Here is a 17028-nt window from a genome sequence, read left to right on the forward strand (position 1 = left end):
CGGGTCGTCGCCAGGGTTGCTGTAGGCATCGATCGGGTGAAGTCCGCAGCGCGGACGGATGACGTCCGAGCGGTGGGACCGTGACAGGACAGGGAAGCGCGCGGGGACGGCAGGAGGGCCCGCACCCGGCGACGGGTGCGGGCCCTCCTGAGCGGTGGACCGACCGGGTGGTCAGGCGATCGTGGCGACCGACTGCCGGGCGATCTCGAGCTCCTCGTTGGTCGGGATCACCAGCACGGTGACCTCGGCGCCGTCGGGGGAGATGACCGTCGGCTGCTTCTTGCGGCCGGCGTTGCGCTCGGGGTCGACCTGGATGCCCAGGCGCTCCAGGCCCTGCAGCGCGTTCAGGCGGACGATGTCGTCGTTCTCGCCGATGCCGGCGGTGAACGTGATGACGTCCACGTGGCCGAGCTCGGCGTAGTACTTGCCGACGTAGCCCTTGATCCGGTGGTAGTAGACGTCCAGCGCGGTCCGGACGTTCTCGTCGCCGTTCGCCGCGGCGTCGTGCACGTCGCGCATGTCGGTGTAGCCCGACAGGCCGAGCATCCCGGACTTCCGGTTGAGCAGCTCGTCGAGCTGGTCGATCGTGTAGCCGCCGACCCGCGCGAGGTGGAACAGCACCGCCGGGTCGATGTCACCGGACCGGGTGCCCATGACCAGGCCCTCCAGCGGGGTCAGGCCCATGGAGGTGTCGATGCACTCGCCGCCGCGGACGGCCGACGCCGACGCGCCGTTCCCGAGGTGCAGCACGATCGTGTTCAGCTCGGAGACGTCCTTGCCCAGGAACTCGGCGGTCGCCCGGGAGACGTACAGGTGCGAGGTGCCGTGCGCGCCGTAGCGGCGGATCTTGTACTGCGCCGCGACCTCGCGGTCGATCGCGTAGGTGTACGCGGCCGGCGGCATCGTGCGGTGGAACGCCGTGTCGAACACCGCGACGTGCGGGACGTTCGGGAACGCGTGCCGGGCGGCCTTCACCCCGGCGACGTTCGCCGGGTTGTGCAGCGGCGCCAGTGGGGACAGGGCGTCGATCTGGGCGAGCACCTCGTCGTCGATGACGGCCGGGCCGTCGAAGACGTCGCCGCCCTGGACGATGCGGTGGCCCACGGCGGTGAGGTCGGCCTCGCGCAGCTGCGGGCCCTGCTGCTCGAACAGGTCGAGGACCAGGCGCATGCCGGTCTCGTGGTCCGGCACCGCCTGCTCGAGGACCGTCTCGCCCGACGGGCCCTCGTGCTTGACCTTGCCGACCTCGAGGCCGATGCGCTCGACGATGCCGCTGGCGAGCGCGTCGCCGCTGGTCACGTCGACGAGCTGGTACTTGATCGACGAGGAGCCGGAGTTGATGACGAGGACGTGGTTCACAGCGAGCCTTCCGAGGTCGAGCCCAGGGCCTGGGCCTGGATCGCCGTGATGGCGACGGTGTTGACGATGTCCTGCACGAGGGCACCGCGGGACAGGTCGTTGACGGGCTTGCGCAGGCCCTGCAGCACGGGGCCGACGGCCACCGCGCCGGCGGAGCGCTGCACGGCCTTGTAGGTGTTGTTGCCGGTGTTCAGGTCGGGGAACACGAACACGGTCGCACGGCCCGCGACGTCCGACTCGGGCATCTTGGTCTTCGCGACCGAGGCGTCCACGGCGGCGTCGTACTGGATCGGCCCCTCGACGTTGAGGTCGGGGCGGCGCTCGCGGACGAGCTCGGTGGCGGTGCGGACCTTGTCGACGTCCGCGCCGGAGCCGGACGCGCCGGTCGAGTAGGACAGCATGGCGATCCGCGGCTCGATGCCGAACTGCGCGGCCGTGGCGGCCGAGGAGATCGCGATGTCCGCCAGCTGCTCGGCCGTCGGGTCGGGGTTGACGGCGCAGTCGCCGTAGACCAGCACGCGGTCCTCGAGGCACATGAGGAACACGCTGGACACGACGGAGGTGCCCGGCACGGTCTTGATGATCTCGAACGACGGCTTGATGGTGTGCGCCGTGGTGTGGGCCGCGCCCGACACCATGCCGTCCGCGAGACCGAGCTGGACCATCATCGTGCCGAAGTACGACACGGAGGACACGATCTCCCGCGCCCGCTCGACCGTCATGCCCTTGTGCTTGCGGAGCTCGGTGTAGTGCTCGGCGAACCGCTCCAGCAGCTCGCCCGACTTCGGGTCGATGACCCGCGCGGCGCTCAGGTCGAGGCCCAGCTCGGTGGCGCGGGCGCGGATCGACGTCTCGTCGCCGAGCAGGGTCAGGTCGGCGACCTGGCGCTGCAGCAGCGTGGACGCGGCCCGCAGGATCCGGTCGTCGGAGCCCTCCGGCAGCACGATGTGCTTCCGGTCGGACCGCGCGCGGTCCAGCAGGCCGTACTCGAACATGAGCGGCGTGACGACCTCGGGCACCGGCACCTCGAGCGCGGCCAGCGCCTCCTCGGCGTCGGTGTGCTTCTCGAACAGGGCCAGCGCGGTGTCGACCTTGCGCTGGGAGTCGGCCGACAGGCGGCCGCGGGTGCTCGCCGCCGCGCTGGCCGACCGGAAGGTGCCCAGGTCGGTGCGGATCAGCGGGAGCCGGCTGCCGAGGCCGTCGACCAGGCGCTCCACGATGGCCGGCGGGTAGAAGCCGCCGTTGAGGATGATGCCGGACAGCGACGGGAAGCCGTCGGCGGTGTGGGCCATGAGCAGGCCGAGCAGGATGTCCGAGCGGTCGCCCGGGACGATCACCACGACGCCGTCCGACAGCCGCTCCAGCAGGTGCTCGATCGACATCGCGCCGACCAGGACCTCGGTGGCCTCGCGGGACAGGAGCTGCTCGTCGCCGCCGACCAGGGTGCCGTCGACGGACTCCATGAGCTGCCGCACGGTCGGCGCCACGAGGAACGGCTCCTCCGGCAGCGCCCAGGCGGTCGCGCGGGTGGACAGCTCGGCGCGCACCGCGTCGACCGCGGCCGGGTCGCAGCGGTTCGCGACGATGGCGACGACCTGCGCGTGCCCCGCCTCGAGCTCGGACGCGGCCACCTCGGCGACCTGCCGGACCTCCTCCGGGGTGCGGCCCTGGCCCTTGACGCACAGCAGCACCGGGGCGCCGAGGTTCGCGGCGATCCGGGCGTTGAACCCCAGCTCGGCCGGGCCGGCGATGTCGGTGTAGTCGGTGCCGACGATGACCACGACGTCGCAGTCGCGGGCCACCGCGTGGTAGCGCTGCACGATCGTGGCGAGCGCGGCCTCGGGGTCGGCGTGCACGGCCTCGTACGAGGTGCCGATGCAGTCCTCGTAGGACAGGTCGACGCCGTCGTGGGCGAGCAGCAGCTCCAGCACGTAGTCGCGGGTCTCGGTCGACCGGGCGATCGGCCGGTACACGCCGACCCTCTGCACGGTGCGGGTCAGCAGGTCGACCAGACCGAGCGCGACGGTCGACTTGCCGGTGTCCCCCTCGGGGGACGTGACGTAGATGCTGCGGGCCACGGGTGGGGCTTCTTCCTCGTCGAGAGATGACCGGGTGTGTCAGGTGGTGGGATGAATTCTGCCGGACGTCCGGTGCCGAGGGGTGCGGACGGGCGGGTGACGGTGGCCACCAAGGAGCTCCGCGGGCCGTGTCGGCGCCCTCCGTCGTGACCAAGGTCCTAGAAGACCGATGGCCCGCACCGCGCGCGGTGCGGGCCATCGGCCGCGAGGGACTCGCTACTCGTTGTCACCGCCGGTGGCGGCGGTGGCGTTCTGCTGCGGGCCGCCGACCTCGGTGCCCGTCTCGCCGGCGTCGGGCCACACCCAGTCGCGCACCTCGGGGATGTCCTCCCCGTGCTTGCGGGTGTAGTTGTGCGCCTTCAGCCGGGCGTCGACCATCCGCTGGCGGAGCCCGGCGTACTTGGAGCCGAGCGAGGGCGTCTGGTCGATGACGTCGATCACCAGGTGGTACCGGTCGAGGTCGTTGAGCATGACCATGTCGAACGGCGTGGTGGTCGTGCCCTCCTCCTTGTACCCCCGCACGTGGATGTTCTTGTGCCCCTTGCGGCGGTACGTCAGGCGGTGGATCAGCCACGGGTAGCCGTGGTACGCGAACACGATCGGCTTGTCCGTCGTGAACAGCGTGTTGAAGTCGCGGTCTGACAGGCCGTGCGGGTGCTCGCGCTCGTCCTGCAGGCGCATGAGGTCCACGACGTTGACCACGCGCACCTTGAGGTCCGGCAGCTCGCGCTTGAGGATGTCGGCCGCGGCCAGCACCTCGAGCGTCGGGACGTCGCCCGCGCAGCCCAGGACGACGTCGGGGTCCTCGCCCTCGACCTCGGTGCCGGCCCACTCCCAGATGCCGAGGCCGCGGGTGCAGTGCGCCACCGCCTCGTCCATCGTGAGGAAGTTCGGCGCGGGCTGCTTGCCGGACACCACGACGTTGACGTACTGCCGGCTGCGCAGGCAGTGGTCGTACGTCGACAGCAGGGTGTTCGCGTCCGGCGGCAGGTACACCCGGACGATCTCGGCCTTCTTGTTGACCACGTGGTCGATGAAGCCCGGGTCCTGGTGGCTGAACCCGTTGTGGTCCTGGCGCCACACGTGGCTGGACAGCAGGTAGTTCAGCGACGCGATCGGCCGGCGCCACGGGATGTGGTTCGTGACCTTGAGCCACTTCGCGTGCTGGTTGAACATCGAGTCGACGATGTGGATGAACGCCTCGTACGAGGTGATCAGGCCGTGGCGCCCGGTGAGCAGGTAGCCCTCGAGCCAGCCCTGGCACTGGTGCTCCGACAACATCTCCATCACGCGGCCCGCGCGGGCCAGGTGGTCGTCGACGTCGGTCGGCAGGTACTCGGCGTTCCACTGCTTGTCCGTCACGTCGAACACCGCCTGCAGGCGGTTGGACGCGGTCTCGTCCGGGCCGAAGATCCGGAAGTTGTCCGGGTTCCGGCGGATGACCTCGGTCAGGTACACGCCGAGCTGGCGCGTGGCCTCCGAGATCGAGCCGCCCGGCACCGGGACGTCGACCGCGAAGTCGCGGAAGTCCGGCAGGCGCAGGTCCTTGAGCAGCAGCCCGCCGTTGGCGTGCGGGTTGTCGCTCATCCGCAGGGTGCCCTCGGGTGCGAGCGCGAGGATGTCCTCGCGCACCGAGCCGTTCTCGTCGAACAGCTCCTCCGGGCGGTACGACTGCAGCCAGCCCTCGAGCACCTTGAGGTGCTCGTCGGTGTCGCGGGCGCTGGCGAGCGGCACCTGGTGCGAGCGCCAGGAGTCCTCGACCTGCTTGCCGTCGATGACCGGCGGGCAGGTCCAGCCCTTGGGCGTCTTGAAGACGATCATCGGCCACGCCGGGCGGGACTCGTCGCCGGCGGCCGCGCGGGCCTTGATCTCGGCGATCTCGTCGAGCACCACGTCGAGCAGCTCCGCGAAGCGCGCGTGCACCGCCGCGTGGTCCTCGCCGTCGAACCCGCCCACGAACATGTGCGGCTTGTGCCCGTACCCGCGCATGAGGTCGAGGAGCTCCTCCTCGGGGATGCGCGCCAGCACCGTCGGGTTCGCGATCTTGTACCCGTTGAGGTGCAGGATCGGCAGGACCACGCCGTCCTTCGCCGGGTCGACGAACTTGTTGGAGTGCCACGACGTCGCCAGGGGGCCGGTCTCGGCCTCGCCGTCGCCGACGACCGCCGCGACCAGCAGGTCCGGGTTGTCGAACGCCGCGCCGTACGCGTGGGACAGGGCGTAGCCGAGCTCGCCGCCCTCGTGGATCGAGCCGGGGGTCTCCGGGGCCACGTGGCTCGGGATGCCGCCCGGGAACGAGAACTGCCGGAACAGGCGCTGCACGCCCTCGGCGTCCGGCGTGATGTCGGAGTAGACCTCGGAGTACGTGCCGTCCAGGTACGCGCTCGCGACGAGGCCCGGGCCGCCGTGACCGGGGCCGGTGACGTACAGGGTCGACTGCTCCCGCTCCGCGATCACGCGGTTCAGGTGGGCGTACAGGAAGTTCAGGCCCGGGGTCGTGCCCCAGTGGCCCAGCAGCCGCGGCTTCACGTGGTCCCGCGTCAGCGGCTCCCGCAGCAGCGGGTTGTCGAGCAGGTAGATCTGCCCCACCGACAGGTAGTTCGCCGCCCGCCACCAGGCGTCGATGCGTCGGAGCGTCTCGTCCGTGACGGGCTGGCCGGAGCCGGTCCGCCACGTGGCGAGCTGCGACGTCGTCGTAGTCATGTCTCTCCCCGTTGTCGCACATCCACCACGGATGACCGTGGGCCCGGTCGAGCACGCCCCGCCCGGACGACCCCAGCCTTGCGGCGCGTCGCGCCGCGATCCGGGACGTCCGACCTAGCCCGCCCCGCAGCTGCGAGGCAGCCGTCAACCATCCAACCCCATCGGGTGAGGCCCTGCACCTGCCCGCGGGCGTGCGACCTCGGGTTCTGCGGGGGAGGCGGGGGCCGCACGCGGGCGCGCCCAGGTGCGGCGGGTACCGTGCTGCGGTGCCCCAGGACCCGCCCGCCGACCCGCACGCGCCCGACGCGCCGGGCGTGCCGCACGCGCCGCGCGTGTCGCTGTGGCGCGTCGCGCGGACGCCGCGGATGGTCGCGCTCCTCGTCGTGCTGCTGGCCGCCGCCGCGGTGTGCGGACGGCTGGGCGCGTGGCAGCTGGAGCGCGCCGAGGTCCGGGGTGCGTCCGCGCAGGCCGCCCGGCTGGCGGAGATCGAGGCGCAGGAGCCGGTCCCGATCGAGCAGGTCCTGGCGCCGCAGTCCACGTTCGACGGGGCCCTCGTGGGCCGGCGCGTGGAGGCGACGGGGGAGTACGAGGCCGAGGGGCAGCTGCTCGTCGCGGGCCGCGCGCTCGGCGACCGCACCGGCCACCTGGTGCTGACCCCGCTGCGGGTGACGTCGGACGACCCGGCGGCGGACGGCGCGGTGCTGCCGGTCGTGCGCGGCTGGGTGCCGGACGGCGACCCGGACGCGGCGCTGCTCGAGGTGCCCGCCGGTCCGGTCACCGTCACCGGGTACCTGCAGGCGTCCGAGGACTCCGGGGCGGCGCACGGCAGCCTGCCCGCCGGCACCACCGACTCCATCTCGTCCGCCGAGCTGCTCGGCGAGTGGGGCGGGCCGATCTGGACGGGGTACGCGGTGCTGACCGGCGCCGACCCCGCCCAGGACCCCGGCATCGAGCTGCTGCCCCCGCCCACCCGGTCCGGGACCGGGCTGAACATCCAGAACCTGGGCTACGCGGCGCAGTGGTTCGTGTTCGGCGGGTTCGCGGTCTTCCTGTGGGTCCGGCTGCTCAAGGACGAGGTGCTCCGCGAGTCCGGCGCGTTCGATGCCGTGGCGGCACCGGAGGCGCCGGCCGCCCCGGAGGCGCCGGCCACCCCGGCGGCGCCGGCCACCCCCGCGGCTGCGGGACAATCGGTCGGCAGCACCAGCACCAGCACCCGAGAGGACCCCCGATGACCGAGCCCACCGCCTCGCCCGCCCCCGCACCCGTGCTGGAGGGCGCCCGGGCCCGGCTCGGCCGCTACCGGGTGATGGCGTGGATCACCGGCACGATGCTGCTGGTGCTGTGCCTGGAGATGGTGCTCAAGTACGTCTTCCACGCGAACGGCTACGAGCTGACCGGCGAGCCGAAGCCGGTGATCGGCACCTGGGTCGCCATCGTGCACGGCTGGATCTACGTCGTGTACCTGGTCACGGTCGTGCAGCTGTGGTCCGCCATGCGCTGGTCGCTCGGCCGGCTGGTGACCATGGCGCTCGCGGGCGTCGTCCCCGTCATGTCGTTCATCCTCGAGCGCCGGGTGCACGCGGACGCGGTCGCGCGGATCGACGGCACGCCCGCGAGCTGAGCCGCGCCGGGCACCGTCCGGCCGCGTCAGGGGACGGTCGCGGCCGTCCGGGCCGCCTCGGCGCGCCGCGCCCGCCACCGCGCGACCGGCCGCTCCACCAGCCACCAGCTCGCCGTCGCGGCGACCAGCGTGAGCACGACGGTCGCCGCCGCCCCGGCGAGGTCGTCGGGGTGGTGCAGCCAGCGCGCGATCGCCGCGTTCCACAGGTACGCCGCGTACGACACGGTGCCCAGGGCGACCGCGGGCCGCAGCAGCGGGCTCGGCAGGCGGGGCCACCGGCTCGCGGAGGAGATGAGCACCACCGTCGCGACCGCCACGGCCGGCACCCCGACCACGTACCAGGACGTGTGCTGCGCGACCCCGGTGAGCAGCGTGCCGGCGGCCAGCGCCCCCACGACGGCCAGGAGGGTCGCGCGCCGGGCCCGCGGGGCGGACGGCAGCAGGTGCAGCAGCTCGCCGCGGCCCAGGTACGCCGCGCAGCCGATGAGCAGCGCGGCGCCCCACGAGGTCGGGAGCGCGTAGACCCGGGCGGTGTCGGGTGCCACGACGAGCAGGGACACGATGCACGCGGCGAGCGACCCCGCGACGCACACGGCCAGCGCGACCCGCAGCAGCCCGCGCCGCCAGCCCCACGCGAGCACCAGCGGCCACACCAGGTAGAACTGCTCCTCCGTCGCGAGCGTCCAGAAGTGGTAGAGCGACTCGCTGCCGTGCGGCAGGCCGGGGACGTTCATCGTGTAGGTCAGCGCGGCCACCACCGACGCGGGGACCAGGCGGGCCTCGCCCAGGTGGTCCAGGACGCCCTCGACGACGACGTAGCCGGCCAGCACGAGCAGCAGCGGCGGGAACAGCCGCAGCGCCCGGGCGGCGTAGAACCGGCCGAACCGGACCCGGCCGTGCCGGTCCAGGTCCCGCATCAGCACGCCCGTGATGAGCCAGCCCGACAGCGCGAAGAACATCGTCACGCCGATGACGCCGGCGGCACCGAACACGTCGGGGGCGGCGTGGTTGAGCAGCACGAGGCCCACCGCGAACCCGCGGAGCGCGTCGAGGCCGGGGAGCCGCGCGGGACGGTCCGGGCTGCTCGTGCGGGGGTGCACGGCTGCCGACGCGCCGGAGACGACCGCGCGTGTCGCGGCCTCGCCCGGCGTCCTCCGTGCGTCATCCCTCACGTAACGGAAGATATGTCCGGTATGCGAGGTTTGGGAACGATGCAGGCGGGTGAGGTGCGGACGGGCACGGGATCTGCACATCCCCCGGCCGACGCTGACGTCACAGGAGGGTGGCGGGCGCCTCAGCGGGCGCCGCGGCGCGACGACCCAGGTCAGCGGGTGCGCGCCTCGCTATGCTGTGCCGCGCCGACCGGAAGGAGGTGTCGCCCGTGTCCCTGCACCACATGCAGATCGGGGAGGTCGCGGAGCGCACCGGCCTGTCCCTGCGCACCATCCGCTACTACGGCGAGGTCGGCCTCGTGCAGCCCTCGGCCCGCACCCACGGCGGCTTCCGCCTCTACACCGAGCCCGACATCGCACGGTTGGAGCTGATCAAGCGCATGAAGCCGCTCGACTTCTCCCTCGACGAGATGGGTGACCTGCTGGGGGTCCTCGACCGCCTCAACGAGCCCGGGATCAGCGCCGAGGAGCACGACGCCCTGCTCGAGCGCCTCGGCATGTACCGGCTCGCGGCGGAGGAACGGTCCCGCGCGCTGCGCGAGCAGCTCGCCGTGGCGGAGGACTTCCACGAGAGCCTCCGCAAGGAGATCAGCCGCCAGCGCCGGATCGGCGAGCGCTCCGGCTCCTGACGCGCGCGCACTACCCTGGAGCCGTGACCGACGCCTCCGCTGTCCCCGCGCCGCCTCCGTCCGCCCCGCCCCGCCCCGTGCTGGTCGTCGACTTCGGCGCGCAGTACGCGCAGCTGATCGCGCGCCGCGTGCGGGAGGCGAACGTCTACTCCGAGATCGTCCCGCACACCGCCACCGTCGCGGACCTGCTCGCCAAGGACCCCTCGGCGATCATCCTGTCCGGCGGGCCCTCGTCCGTGTACGCCGAGGGCGCCCCGTTCGTCGACCCGGCCCTGTTCGAGGCCGGCGTCCCGGTGCTCGGCATCTGCTACGGGTTCCAGGCGATGGCCAAGGCGCTCGGCGGCACCGTCGCGCAGACCGGGAACCGCGAGTACGGCGGCACCCCGGTCGAGGTCGTCACCACCGGCACCGTGCTCGCCGACAGCCCCGAGCAGCAGACCGTCTGGATGAGCCACGGCGACGCCGTGCACGCCGCCCCCGAGGGCTTCGAGGTCCTCGCGACGTCGGCCGGCTCCCCGGTCGCGGCGTTCGAGGACCGCGCCCGCCGCCTGTTCGGCGTGCAGTGGCACCCCGAGGTGAAGCACTCGCCGCTCGGCCAGCGCACCCTCGAGCACTTCCTGTACGAGGGCGCCGGACTGGCGCCCGAGTGGAACCCGGGCAACGTGATCGCCGACCAGGTCGAGCGGATCCGCGCCCAGGTCGGCGACGCCCGCGTGATCTGCGGCCTGTCCGGCGGCGTGGACTCCTCCGTCGCGGCGGCGCTCGTGCAGAAGGCCGTCGGCGACCAGCTGACCTGCGTCTTCGTCGACCACGGGCTGCTGCGCACCGGCGAGGCCGAGCAGGTCGAGAAGGACTTCGTCGCCTCGACCGGCGTCAACCTCAAGATCGTCGACGCCCGCGAGCAGTTCCTGCAGGCGCTCGCCGGGCACACCGACCCCGAGACCAAGCGCAAGATCATCGGCCGCGAGTTCATCCGCGTGTTCGAGGCCGCCGCGCGCGAGGTCGTCGAGGAGGCCGGCGCCCACGGCGAGGAGGTCAAGTTCCTCGTGCAGGGCACGCTGTACCCGGACGTCGTCGAGTCCGGCGGCGGCGAGGGCGCGGCGAACATCAAGAGCCACCACAACGTCGGTGGCCTGCCGGACGACCTGCAGTTCGAGCTGGTCGAGCCGCTGCGGACCCTATTCAAGGACGAGGTCCGCGCCGTCGGCCTGGAGCTCGGCGTGCCGGAGGGCATCGTCTGGCGCCAGCCGTTCCCCGGGCCCGGGCTCGGCATCCGCATCATCGGCGAGGTCACGCAGGAGCGCCTCGACATCCTGCGCGCAGCGGACCTGATCGCCCGCGACGAGCTGACCCGCGCCGGGCTGGACCGCGAGATCTGGCAGTGCCCCGTGGTGCTGCTGGCGGACGTCCGGTCCGTCGGCGTGCAGGGCGACGGCCGGACCTACGGGCACCCGGTCGTCCTGCGCCCGGTGTCCTCCGAGGACGCGATGACCGCCGACTGGACCCGCCTGCCGTACGACGTGCTGGCGACGATCTCGACGCGCATCACGAACGAGGTGCCCGAGGTGAACCGCGTGGTGCTCGACGTGACAAGCAAGCCGCCGGGCACCATCGAGTGGGAGTGAGACGAGTCTTCTGACCTGGGTCGCTGGCCCCGGGTTGGATCTACCGGGCCCGGAGCCAGCGCAGATGGTGAGTCCACACCTGTGCGGGTGACCTCGCGGTAGCGTCCCACGCATGCTGAGCGCCGCGACGGAGACCACCTTCTGGAGCCAGTCGTCCCCGATCTGGAACCTGCTGTCAGCTCTCCTCGGTGGTCTCATCGCGGCCGGTGCGGCTCTAATCACTGAGCAATACAGGGGCAAGCGTGAGCGCGCCCAGGAGCACGCGATCTATGTCAGGGACTTGTACCTGGAGACGCATCTCGCGTGCCGGAAACTGAGCATCGTCGTGACCGGGATCGTGAACGCCCTGGAGGACAAGCCCTGGGCCAAACCGCTCGATGACTACCGGGGCGAGTTTCGGGACGCGATGAACGAGTGGCAGCACCAGTCGCGCATCCTGGTCTTGTTCGGTGCGGAGGAAGTCGTCACGCCGGTCGTGTACTTCGGTGTCGTGGCCAGCGAAGTTGGGCGAGCGGTCTCCGTCAAGGAGTGGGGCAGCGCCCTGGGCTCCGCTCGCCAGCTTGGCGTCGCCGGACACGCCGTTAGCAACGCCATCCGAGAGACGGTCGGCCTGCGGGCATTCACTGAGGGTTGAGCACGGGTGCGAGAACTGCCCGCGCCAGGGCGAGTCCCGCAACCAGCAGGGACGCCACGCTCCACCATGGTGCGCGGCGGTTGTTGATGTCCTAGTGCAGTTGTGCGATCTCGCGCCCGTGGCCGCCGAACTTGCTGTCCACGTGGGTGTTGCGCTGACCCACTCGCCACGAGACACGTTTCAGTTCTGGCGTTGCTCAAGCTCGACCGCTGGCCGTGCACGTCTGACCTGAGTTCATCGAGCCAAGCCGCCACGACTGCCGGCGTCGCGACGTCTGCGTCACTCGCCGGGATCCTCCGTGGGTCGGGTCGGGTCGGGTCGGGTCAGGTTGGGCTCCGGCGCGGGCTCCGGCTCACGGGCGGGCCCACGGGCACGGGGCCGATCCGCTCGTGGAAGTGGATGTGCCATTTACGGTTCGGGTCGGGCGATGACGCACTCGGTGCCGGGATGACGACCCGCCCTCAGCGGCGAGTTCACTCTCTCGGCTCAGGTCGATGGTCGACGCAACCGCTAGCGTCGCGGATCATGTGGTTCGTTCAGGCACCCACCCCCAGTCCCATCCCGACGGTGTATATGTACGTCGATCAGGTGGGCGGGAGCGGGGGCGCGTGGACTTGGCTTACCTCCCTTGCCCCCTTCGCTGTGGCTCTACTTGCGCTTGGCGGCGTGGTCTGGTCGTCGCTTCACTCCTCCTCAACGACGCTCAAGGCCGAGGACAAGCGCGCTCGGACAGCGATCGACGCCGAGGACGCGCGCGCGAGAGCCGCCATCGCCGCCGAGGATCGTAGGCACGAGCACCAGATAGAACACGACGACCGACGCTGGCGGCGCGACACCCGAGCGGAGGCTTACTTCGGCGTCATCCGTGCTGCCACTAATGCAGTCGATGCGGCCGACCACATGGGTTGGTTTCTTCGCGATGTGGCGAAGCCCGGCCAGGGGTACAAGCCCGCTAGCCGGGATGCCGCCGACGAACAGTTGGGGCAATGGAACGCCGCCCGCGAGTCGAGCGCGTCCCTGCACCCCATCGTCCGAGCCATCGGCAGCGCCGAGATCGCAAACCTCTCGCATAGAGTGTCGAGGTACACCAGCCAGGCCCTAGATGAGGTCGTCGAGGCTAGTGACCGCGCCACCCGGGGGGAGGAGCCCTTCCTATGGAAGAGCGTTGCCAAGACCTCGCTGCGCAAGGCCCGGAAGGCGCGGAAGGCGCTGATTCGGGCCGTCCGAGCCGAACTGGGCGCAGACGGTGGGGCAGCACGACTAGCGACGGCTAACCCGGGTGAGCCAGAGCACGACAGCGACGAAAACGGCTAGGTCACTCTCCCTCGGCACGGGCCACGACGCGGCCGGCAGCATCAGGCTCGTTGTGGCGTCCGGCAGCGACACCGACCAAGCGGCGACGCAGGCGGTCGGTGCGCCCGAAAGGTGTCCAGGGCGATGTGCTGGCAAGGCGGGATGAACCGCAGACCGGGGACGTTTGACCTGGTAGGTACGGCCGCGTTTGTAGACGCGGTGGCGCAGCGCGGCGACGCGCGTCGCCTGGACCTGGGTGACGTCGACGGCGGTGTCAACGCGCACGACCCAGGTCGGGGCGGTAACGGGCTCCGGCGTTGCCGACGATTCGTTGCGCCCCCGCGAAGTCCGTCCGCGAGTACACGCATGCGGCGGCATCGCCCCACTGCTCCGTTCCGACGGTGTCGCGGTCGATCGTCGTGGTCAGGGACCCCCAGGTCCACGCCGAGGCTGAGGGTGGTGGATGGAGTGCCGGGGGCCGGGTCCGCGTCCGCGAGTCGCCAGATGCGCTGGTGGTCCACGTCGACGTGCCAGCCGATCCGCTGGGGCAGATCTCGTATCGGAGCCCACCATGGGTCGCCGCTGGATCATGAAACCCTGTGCCAGCGCCGGGCTCGTCCCAAGCGGCAGTGCGGAGTAGTGCGCGAGTCCTGACGAACCCAGCGGGAGTCTCCAACTCTCTGGAGTGACGCCGGCGCGAGCCGCGCGGTGAGGCCACGGCCCGGTGCCCTGCGGGGTGCTGGGCCGTCGTCGTCGGTGGGTGCTCGTCCGGACCGGTGTCAGCCGGCGGGGTGCACCAGCGCGAGCGCCGCCCGGAGCGCGCCGAGCTCGACCTGCCCGGGCGCGGACGCCTCCCCGACGGTGCCGAAGGTCGCCGCCGACCCGAACGTCCCGCCGGCGATCCGCGACGCCACGCCGAGCCCGCCCATCGCCATGGTGATGAGCGGCCGGCCGGTGCGCTGCGCGGTCGCCCAGGTGGCGGACAGCAGCGTCAGGACGTCGCCCGGGTCGTGCGGCGTCACGGCGACCTTGAGGACGTCGGCCCCGAGGTCGGCCATGCCCAGCAGGCGGTCGACGATCGCGTCGTGCGGCGGGGTGGCGGCGAAGTCGTGGCTGGACCCCACGACCGGGACGCCCGCGGCGTGCGCGGCGGCGACGAGCCGGGCGGCGGGTTCCCGGGCGACCTCGACGTCGAGCAGGTCGGCGAGCCCCGCGTCGAGCAGCGCCACCAGCAGCGACTCGTAGGCGGTGCCGTCCGGGTCGCCGCCGCCCCCCTCGGCGGCGGTGCGCACGGTGACGAGCAGGGGGAGCCCGTCGAGGGCGGCGACGAGTGCCCGGCCGGCCTCGACCGCCTCGGCCGTGGTCGCGTCCGCGAGCAGGTCCACGCGCCACTCGACGACGTCCGGCGCGGCGGCGACGACGGCGTGCGCCTGGTCGAGCAGCGCGGCCGGGGTGCGCCCCGTGAGCGGCACGATGACGGCGGGGCGCCCCGCACCGATCGTGGTGCCGCGGACGGTGACCGGCGCGCGCCGCGGTGCGTCGGCGGGGTCGGTGGGGGTCGGCGTCATGGGTCCTCCTGGCTCGGCGCCGAGGCTAGCGGACCCGCCGGGACGGGGCCTTGCGGTCCGCGACCAGGACCTATGTCCTAGGCTGAACGGGCGTCACCTCGTGGGACGAAAGGCCTGATCGGCGGGAAAATCGACTTTGTGCATGGCGTCACGAAGCCGATCTGCGGCGGGCGCATGACTTACGTCCCACCTCGCGGCCGCAGGGGGGAGCAGGCTTTTCCTCGTGGGGCTCACAGGTTCCACCGGACCGACCGACGGTCGTTCCGCAACGGGGGTATCTGAAGGGAACACCACATGTCTACCGTGGCAGCGACGGGCGGCTCGAAGGCTGCTCGCGTCATCGGCATCATCTCGGCGATCGCCGGCATCGTCCTCATCATCGCGGGCGGCATCACCTGGGGCATGGTCTCCAGCAAGCTCGCCGACCAGAACATCACCGTCTCGGAGGACGCCGCGAACTTCGGCGGCCAGGCCGTGACGAGCCCCTGGACGGCCTTCGCCCAGGCGGACATCATCGAGCACCACGCCCTCGAGGCCACCGACGGCAAGACCTACGCCGAGCTCGAGCAGGACGACCCGCTGCGCGAGGTCGCGATGAACGCGTCCTTCCTGCGCGGCTCGCTGTTCACCTCGGTCGTCGCGTTCGGCGTTGCCGCCCTGGTCATGGGCCTCGGCGTCATGTTCATCCTGATCGGCTACGCGCTGTTCGCCCTGGCCGGCCGCAAGGTCGCCACGGTCGTGGACAGCCGCGAGGGCGCCCCGGTGGACGCGGGCCTCAAGGCCTGACACCCGCCGCACCGCACGAAGGGCCGGGACCCGTACGGGTCCCGGCCCTTCGTCGTGCGCGGGGTGCGGCGCTCGCCGGCGGTCAGCTGCCGGCGGGGTGCTCCCGGTTCTTGCGGCGGGCTGCGCCGAGCACGGAGCCCACCAGCAGCGCCAGGCCCGCCGCGGCGAGCAGCACGATCAGGGCGAGCTGCACGTCGATCTGCGCGCCCGCCGCCGCGGCCAGGATGCCCACGCCGACCACCGTGACGACCAGCCCCCAGACCACGGTCGCCGAGCGCGGGCCGCGGTCCTCCGGGAGCGGCGCCGGGGCGGGCGTCGCCGCGGTGCTCGTCGCGCCGGCCGTCGGGGCGGTGCCCGAGAACGGGGCTGTGCTCGTGGAGGTGGTGGTGCCCGAGAACGGGGCGGTGCCCGGGAACGGGGCTGTGCCCGACGACGGCGTGGTGCTCGGCGACGGCGTGGTGCTCGCGCCGGGCGTCCCCGGTGCCGGGGCGGCGGACGACCCCCCGGCGGGCGTGGCGGGCGGGGTCGCGGGTGCCCGCTCGAACGTCCGGGTCGGGTCGAGCGTCTCGATCCGCTCGGTCTCGCCGCCGTCCGGCGTCCGGGCGATGCGCTCCGTCGCGGGCTCCGAGCCGGGCTCGGAGGTGTGCTCGATCTGCTCGGTGGCGGGCTCGGTGCCGTCGTCCGGTCCGGTGGTGGTCATCAGTCCTCCTCGATGGTGATGCTGCCGATGCCGACGTCCACGGTCAGCGCGATCTGCGCGTCCCGCCCGTCCGTCATCTCCTCGCTGCTGAACCGCCGGTCGTGCCCGACGCCGTCGGAGACCTGGCGCGTGCCGTCCAGGAGCCACTCGACGTTGCCGGCGCCGGAGGTGACGTCCGCGGTGACGGCCGTGCCGTCCGGGACGATCACCCGCACGTCGCCCACCCCGCCGTCGATCGGCACGACGAGCGTGTCGCCGGTCAGCGGCACCTCGGTGAGGTCGATGACCGCGTTGCCGATGCCGAAGGAGAACCCGTCCTCCGCGTCCTCGCGCGTGGTGACGGTGGTGTCGTAGCTGCGGAACGGGCGGTCGCTGGAGTCCCAGTCCCAGCGGTCCTCGTCGCCGAACACCACGGCCGGGCCGGCGACGACCATGCCGATGATCGCCAGCGCGGTCAGGCCGCCGGCGGTGCGGCCGCGCAGGCCGGAGACGATGATGCCGAGGCCGACCAGGGCCACGCCCCCACCCACCACGACAGCGGCGATCGGCCCGTCGTAGATGCCGGCGTAGTCCGCCGCCAGCAGGCCCGCGAGGCCCAGGAGGATGACGGCGACGACCACGCCCGTCAGGGCGGCGCCGGGTCCGCGGCGCGGGGGCTTCGGGGGGGAGCCCGGGGGCGCCCGCGGCGCACCAGCGGCAGCCACGTACTTCAGCGACGCCGCCGCCACGACGCCCACCGCCGACCCGGCGCAGGCCGCGGCGTTCCGGGTCGCGTTCCGCAGCGCGCTAGACGACGGCGGCACGGGGCTGCGTGCGGGCAGCAACGGCTCGCTGCGGTTCGACTCGGTGCTGGTGGCGCC

At 72.4% G+C, this 17028-nt stretch carries 15 protein-coding genes; 8 read left to right on the plus strand and 7 right to left on the minus strand.

Annotated elements, in window-relative coordinates:
- Positions 1 to 171: 171 nt before the first annotated feature.
- The 3 genes from KJP73_RS10605 to KJP73_RS10615 all read right to left on the minus strand — a co-directional run bounded on the left by KJP73_RS10605 (position 172) and on the right by KJP73_RS10615 (position 6140).
- The gene (locus KJP73_RS10605; protein WP_213282828.1) at positions 172 to 1359 is read right to left on the minus strand and encodes an acetate/propionate family kinase; all 1188 of its coding nucleotides are present in this window, start codon (positions 1357 to 1359) and stop codon (positions 172 to 174) included.
- Positions 1356 to 3437 carry a phosphate acetyltransferase gene (pta, locus tag KJP73_RS10610; RefSeq protein ID WP_213282829.1) on the minus strand — a complete coding sequence of 694 codons (2082 nt, stop codon included), beginning with the start codon at positions 3435 to 3437 and terminating at the stop codon, positions 1356 to 1358. The genes KJP73_RS10605 and pta overlap by 4 nt, the downstream gene beginning before the upstream one ends.
- A gap of 216 nt (positions 3438 to 3653) precedes the next feature.
- Positions 3654 to 6140, minus strand: coding sequence for a phosphoketolase family protein (locus KJP73_RS10615; RefSeq protein ID WP_213282830.1), 2487 nt, complete (start codon positions 6138 to 6140; stop codon positions 3654 to 3656).
- A gap of 266 nt (positions 6141 to 6406) precedes the next feature.
- Between KJP73_RS10615 and KJP73_RS10620 the strand changes: the two genes are divergently transcribed.
- A complete protein-coding gene (locus KJP73_RS10620) occupies positions 6407 to 7372 on the plus strand; it encodes an SURF1 family protein (protein ID WP_249669299.1) in 966 nt (321 codons plus the stop codon).
- Positions 7369 to 7761, plus strand: coding sequence for a DUF3817 domain-containing protein (locus KJP73_RS10625; protein WP_213282831.1), 393 nt, complete (start codon positions 7369 to 7371; stop codon positions 7759 to 7761). The genes KJP73_RS10620 and KJP73_RS10625 overlap by 4 nt, the downstream gene beginning before the upstream one ends.
- 26 nt (positions 7762 to 7787) lie before the next feature.
- On the opposite strand, the gene KJP73_RS10630 is transcribed toward KJP73_RS10625, so the two are convergent.
- Positions 7788 to 8933, minus strand: a complete 1146-nt coding sequence (locus tag KJP73_RS10630) for an acyltransferase family protein (protein ID WP_213282832.1) — start codon at positions 8931 to 8933, stop codon at positions 7788 to 7790.
- A gap of 209 nt (positions 8934 to 9142) precedes the next feature.
- On the opposite strand from KJP73_RS10630, the gene KJP73_RS10635 reads away from it, so the two are divergent.
- From KJP73_RS10635 to KJP73_RS10650, 4 genes are all read left to right on the plus strand, one after another.
- Positions 9143 to 9562, plus strand: coding sequence for a MerR family transcriptional regulator (locus KJP73_RS10635; RefSeq protein ID WP_249669300.1), 420 nt, complete (start codon positions 9143 to 9145; stop codon positions 9560 to 9562).
- A gap of 23 nt (positions 9563 to 9585) precedes the next feature.
- Complete coding sequence (gene guaA / locus KJP73_RS10640; RefSeq protein ID WP_249669301.1) at positions 9586 to 11187, plus strand: glutamine-hydrolyzing GMP synthase; 1602 nt, start codon at positions 9586 to 9588, stop codon at positions 11185 to 11187.
- A 112-nt stretch (positions 11188 to 11299) separates the two neighbouring features.
- Complete coding sequence (locus tag KJP73_RS10645; RefSeq protein WP_213282834.1) at positions 11300 to 11821, plus strand: hypothetical protein; 522 nt, start codon at positions 11300 to 11302, stop codon at positions 11819 to 11821.
- A 567-nt stretch (positions 11822 to 12388) separates the two neighbouring features.
- Complete coding sequence (locus KJP73_RS10650; protein WP_213282835.1) at positions 12389 to 13135, plus strand: hypothetical protein; 747 nt, start codon at positions 12389 to 12391, stop codon at positions 13133 to 13135.
- A 758-nt stretch (positions 13136 to 13893) separates the two neighbouring features.
- On the opposite strand, the gene aroD is transcribed toward KJP73_RS10650, so the two are convergent.
- On the minus strand, positions 13894 to 14682 hold the full coding sequence (gene aroD / locus KJP73_RS10655) for a type I 3-dehydroquinate dehydratase (protein WP_213282836.1): 789 nt from the start codon (positions 14680 to 14682) through the stop codon (positions 13894 to 13896).
- 294 nt (positions 14683 to 14976) lie between these two features.
- Between aroD and KJP73_RS10660 the strand changes: the two genes are divergently transcribed.
- The gene (locus KJP73_RS10660; RefSeq protein ID WP_213282837.1) at positions 14977 to 15468 is read left to right on the plus strand and encodes an aromatic ring-opening dioxygenase LigA; all 492 of its coding nucleotides are present in this window, start codon (positions 14977 to 14979) and stop codon (positions 15466 to 15468) included.
- A gap of 82 nt (positions 15469 to 15550) precedes the next feature.
- Here KJP73_RS10660 and KJP73_RS10665 read toward each other — a convergent pair whose 3' ends face one another.
- Positions 15551 to 16168: a hypothetical protein gene (locus KJP73_RS10665; protein ID WP_213282838.1), complete on the minus strand. Its 618-nt coding sequence runs from the start codon at positions 16166 to 16168 to the stop codon at positions 15551 to 15553.
- The gene (locus tag KJP73_RS10670) at positions 16168 to 16788 is read right to left on the minus strand and encodes a LiaF domain-containing protein (protein ID WP_213282839.1); all 621 of its coding nucleotides are present in this window, start codon (positions 16786 to 16788) and stop codon (positions 16168 to 16170) included. The genes KJP73_RS10665 and KJP73_RS10670 overlap by 1 nt, the downstream gene beginning before the upstream one ends.
- Here KJP73_RS10670 and KJP73_RS10675 point away from each other — a divergent pair.
- A partial coding sequence (locus KJP73_RS10675) for a hypothetical protein (RefSeq protein ID WP_213282840.1) occupies positions 16772 to 17028 on the plus strand: 257 nt, incomplete at its 3' end. The two genes, KJP73_RS10670 and KJP73_RS10675, sit on opposite strands and share 17 nt — an antisense overlap.

This window comes from Cellulomonas hominis (assembly GCF_901521055.1).
Taxonomy (GTDB): domain Bacteria; phylum Actinomycetota; class Actinomycetes; order Actinomycetales; family Cellulomonadaceae; genus Cellulomonas; species Cellulomonas endometrii.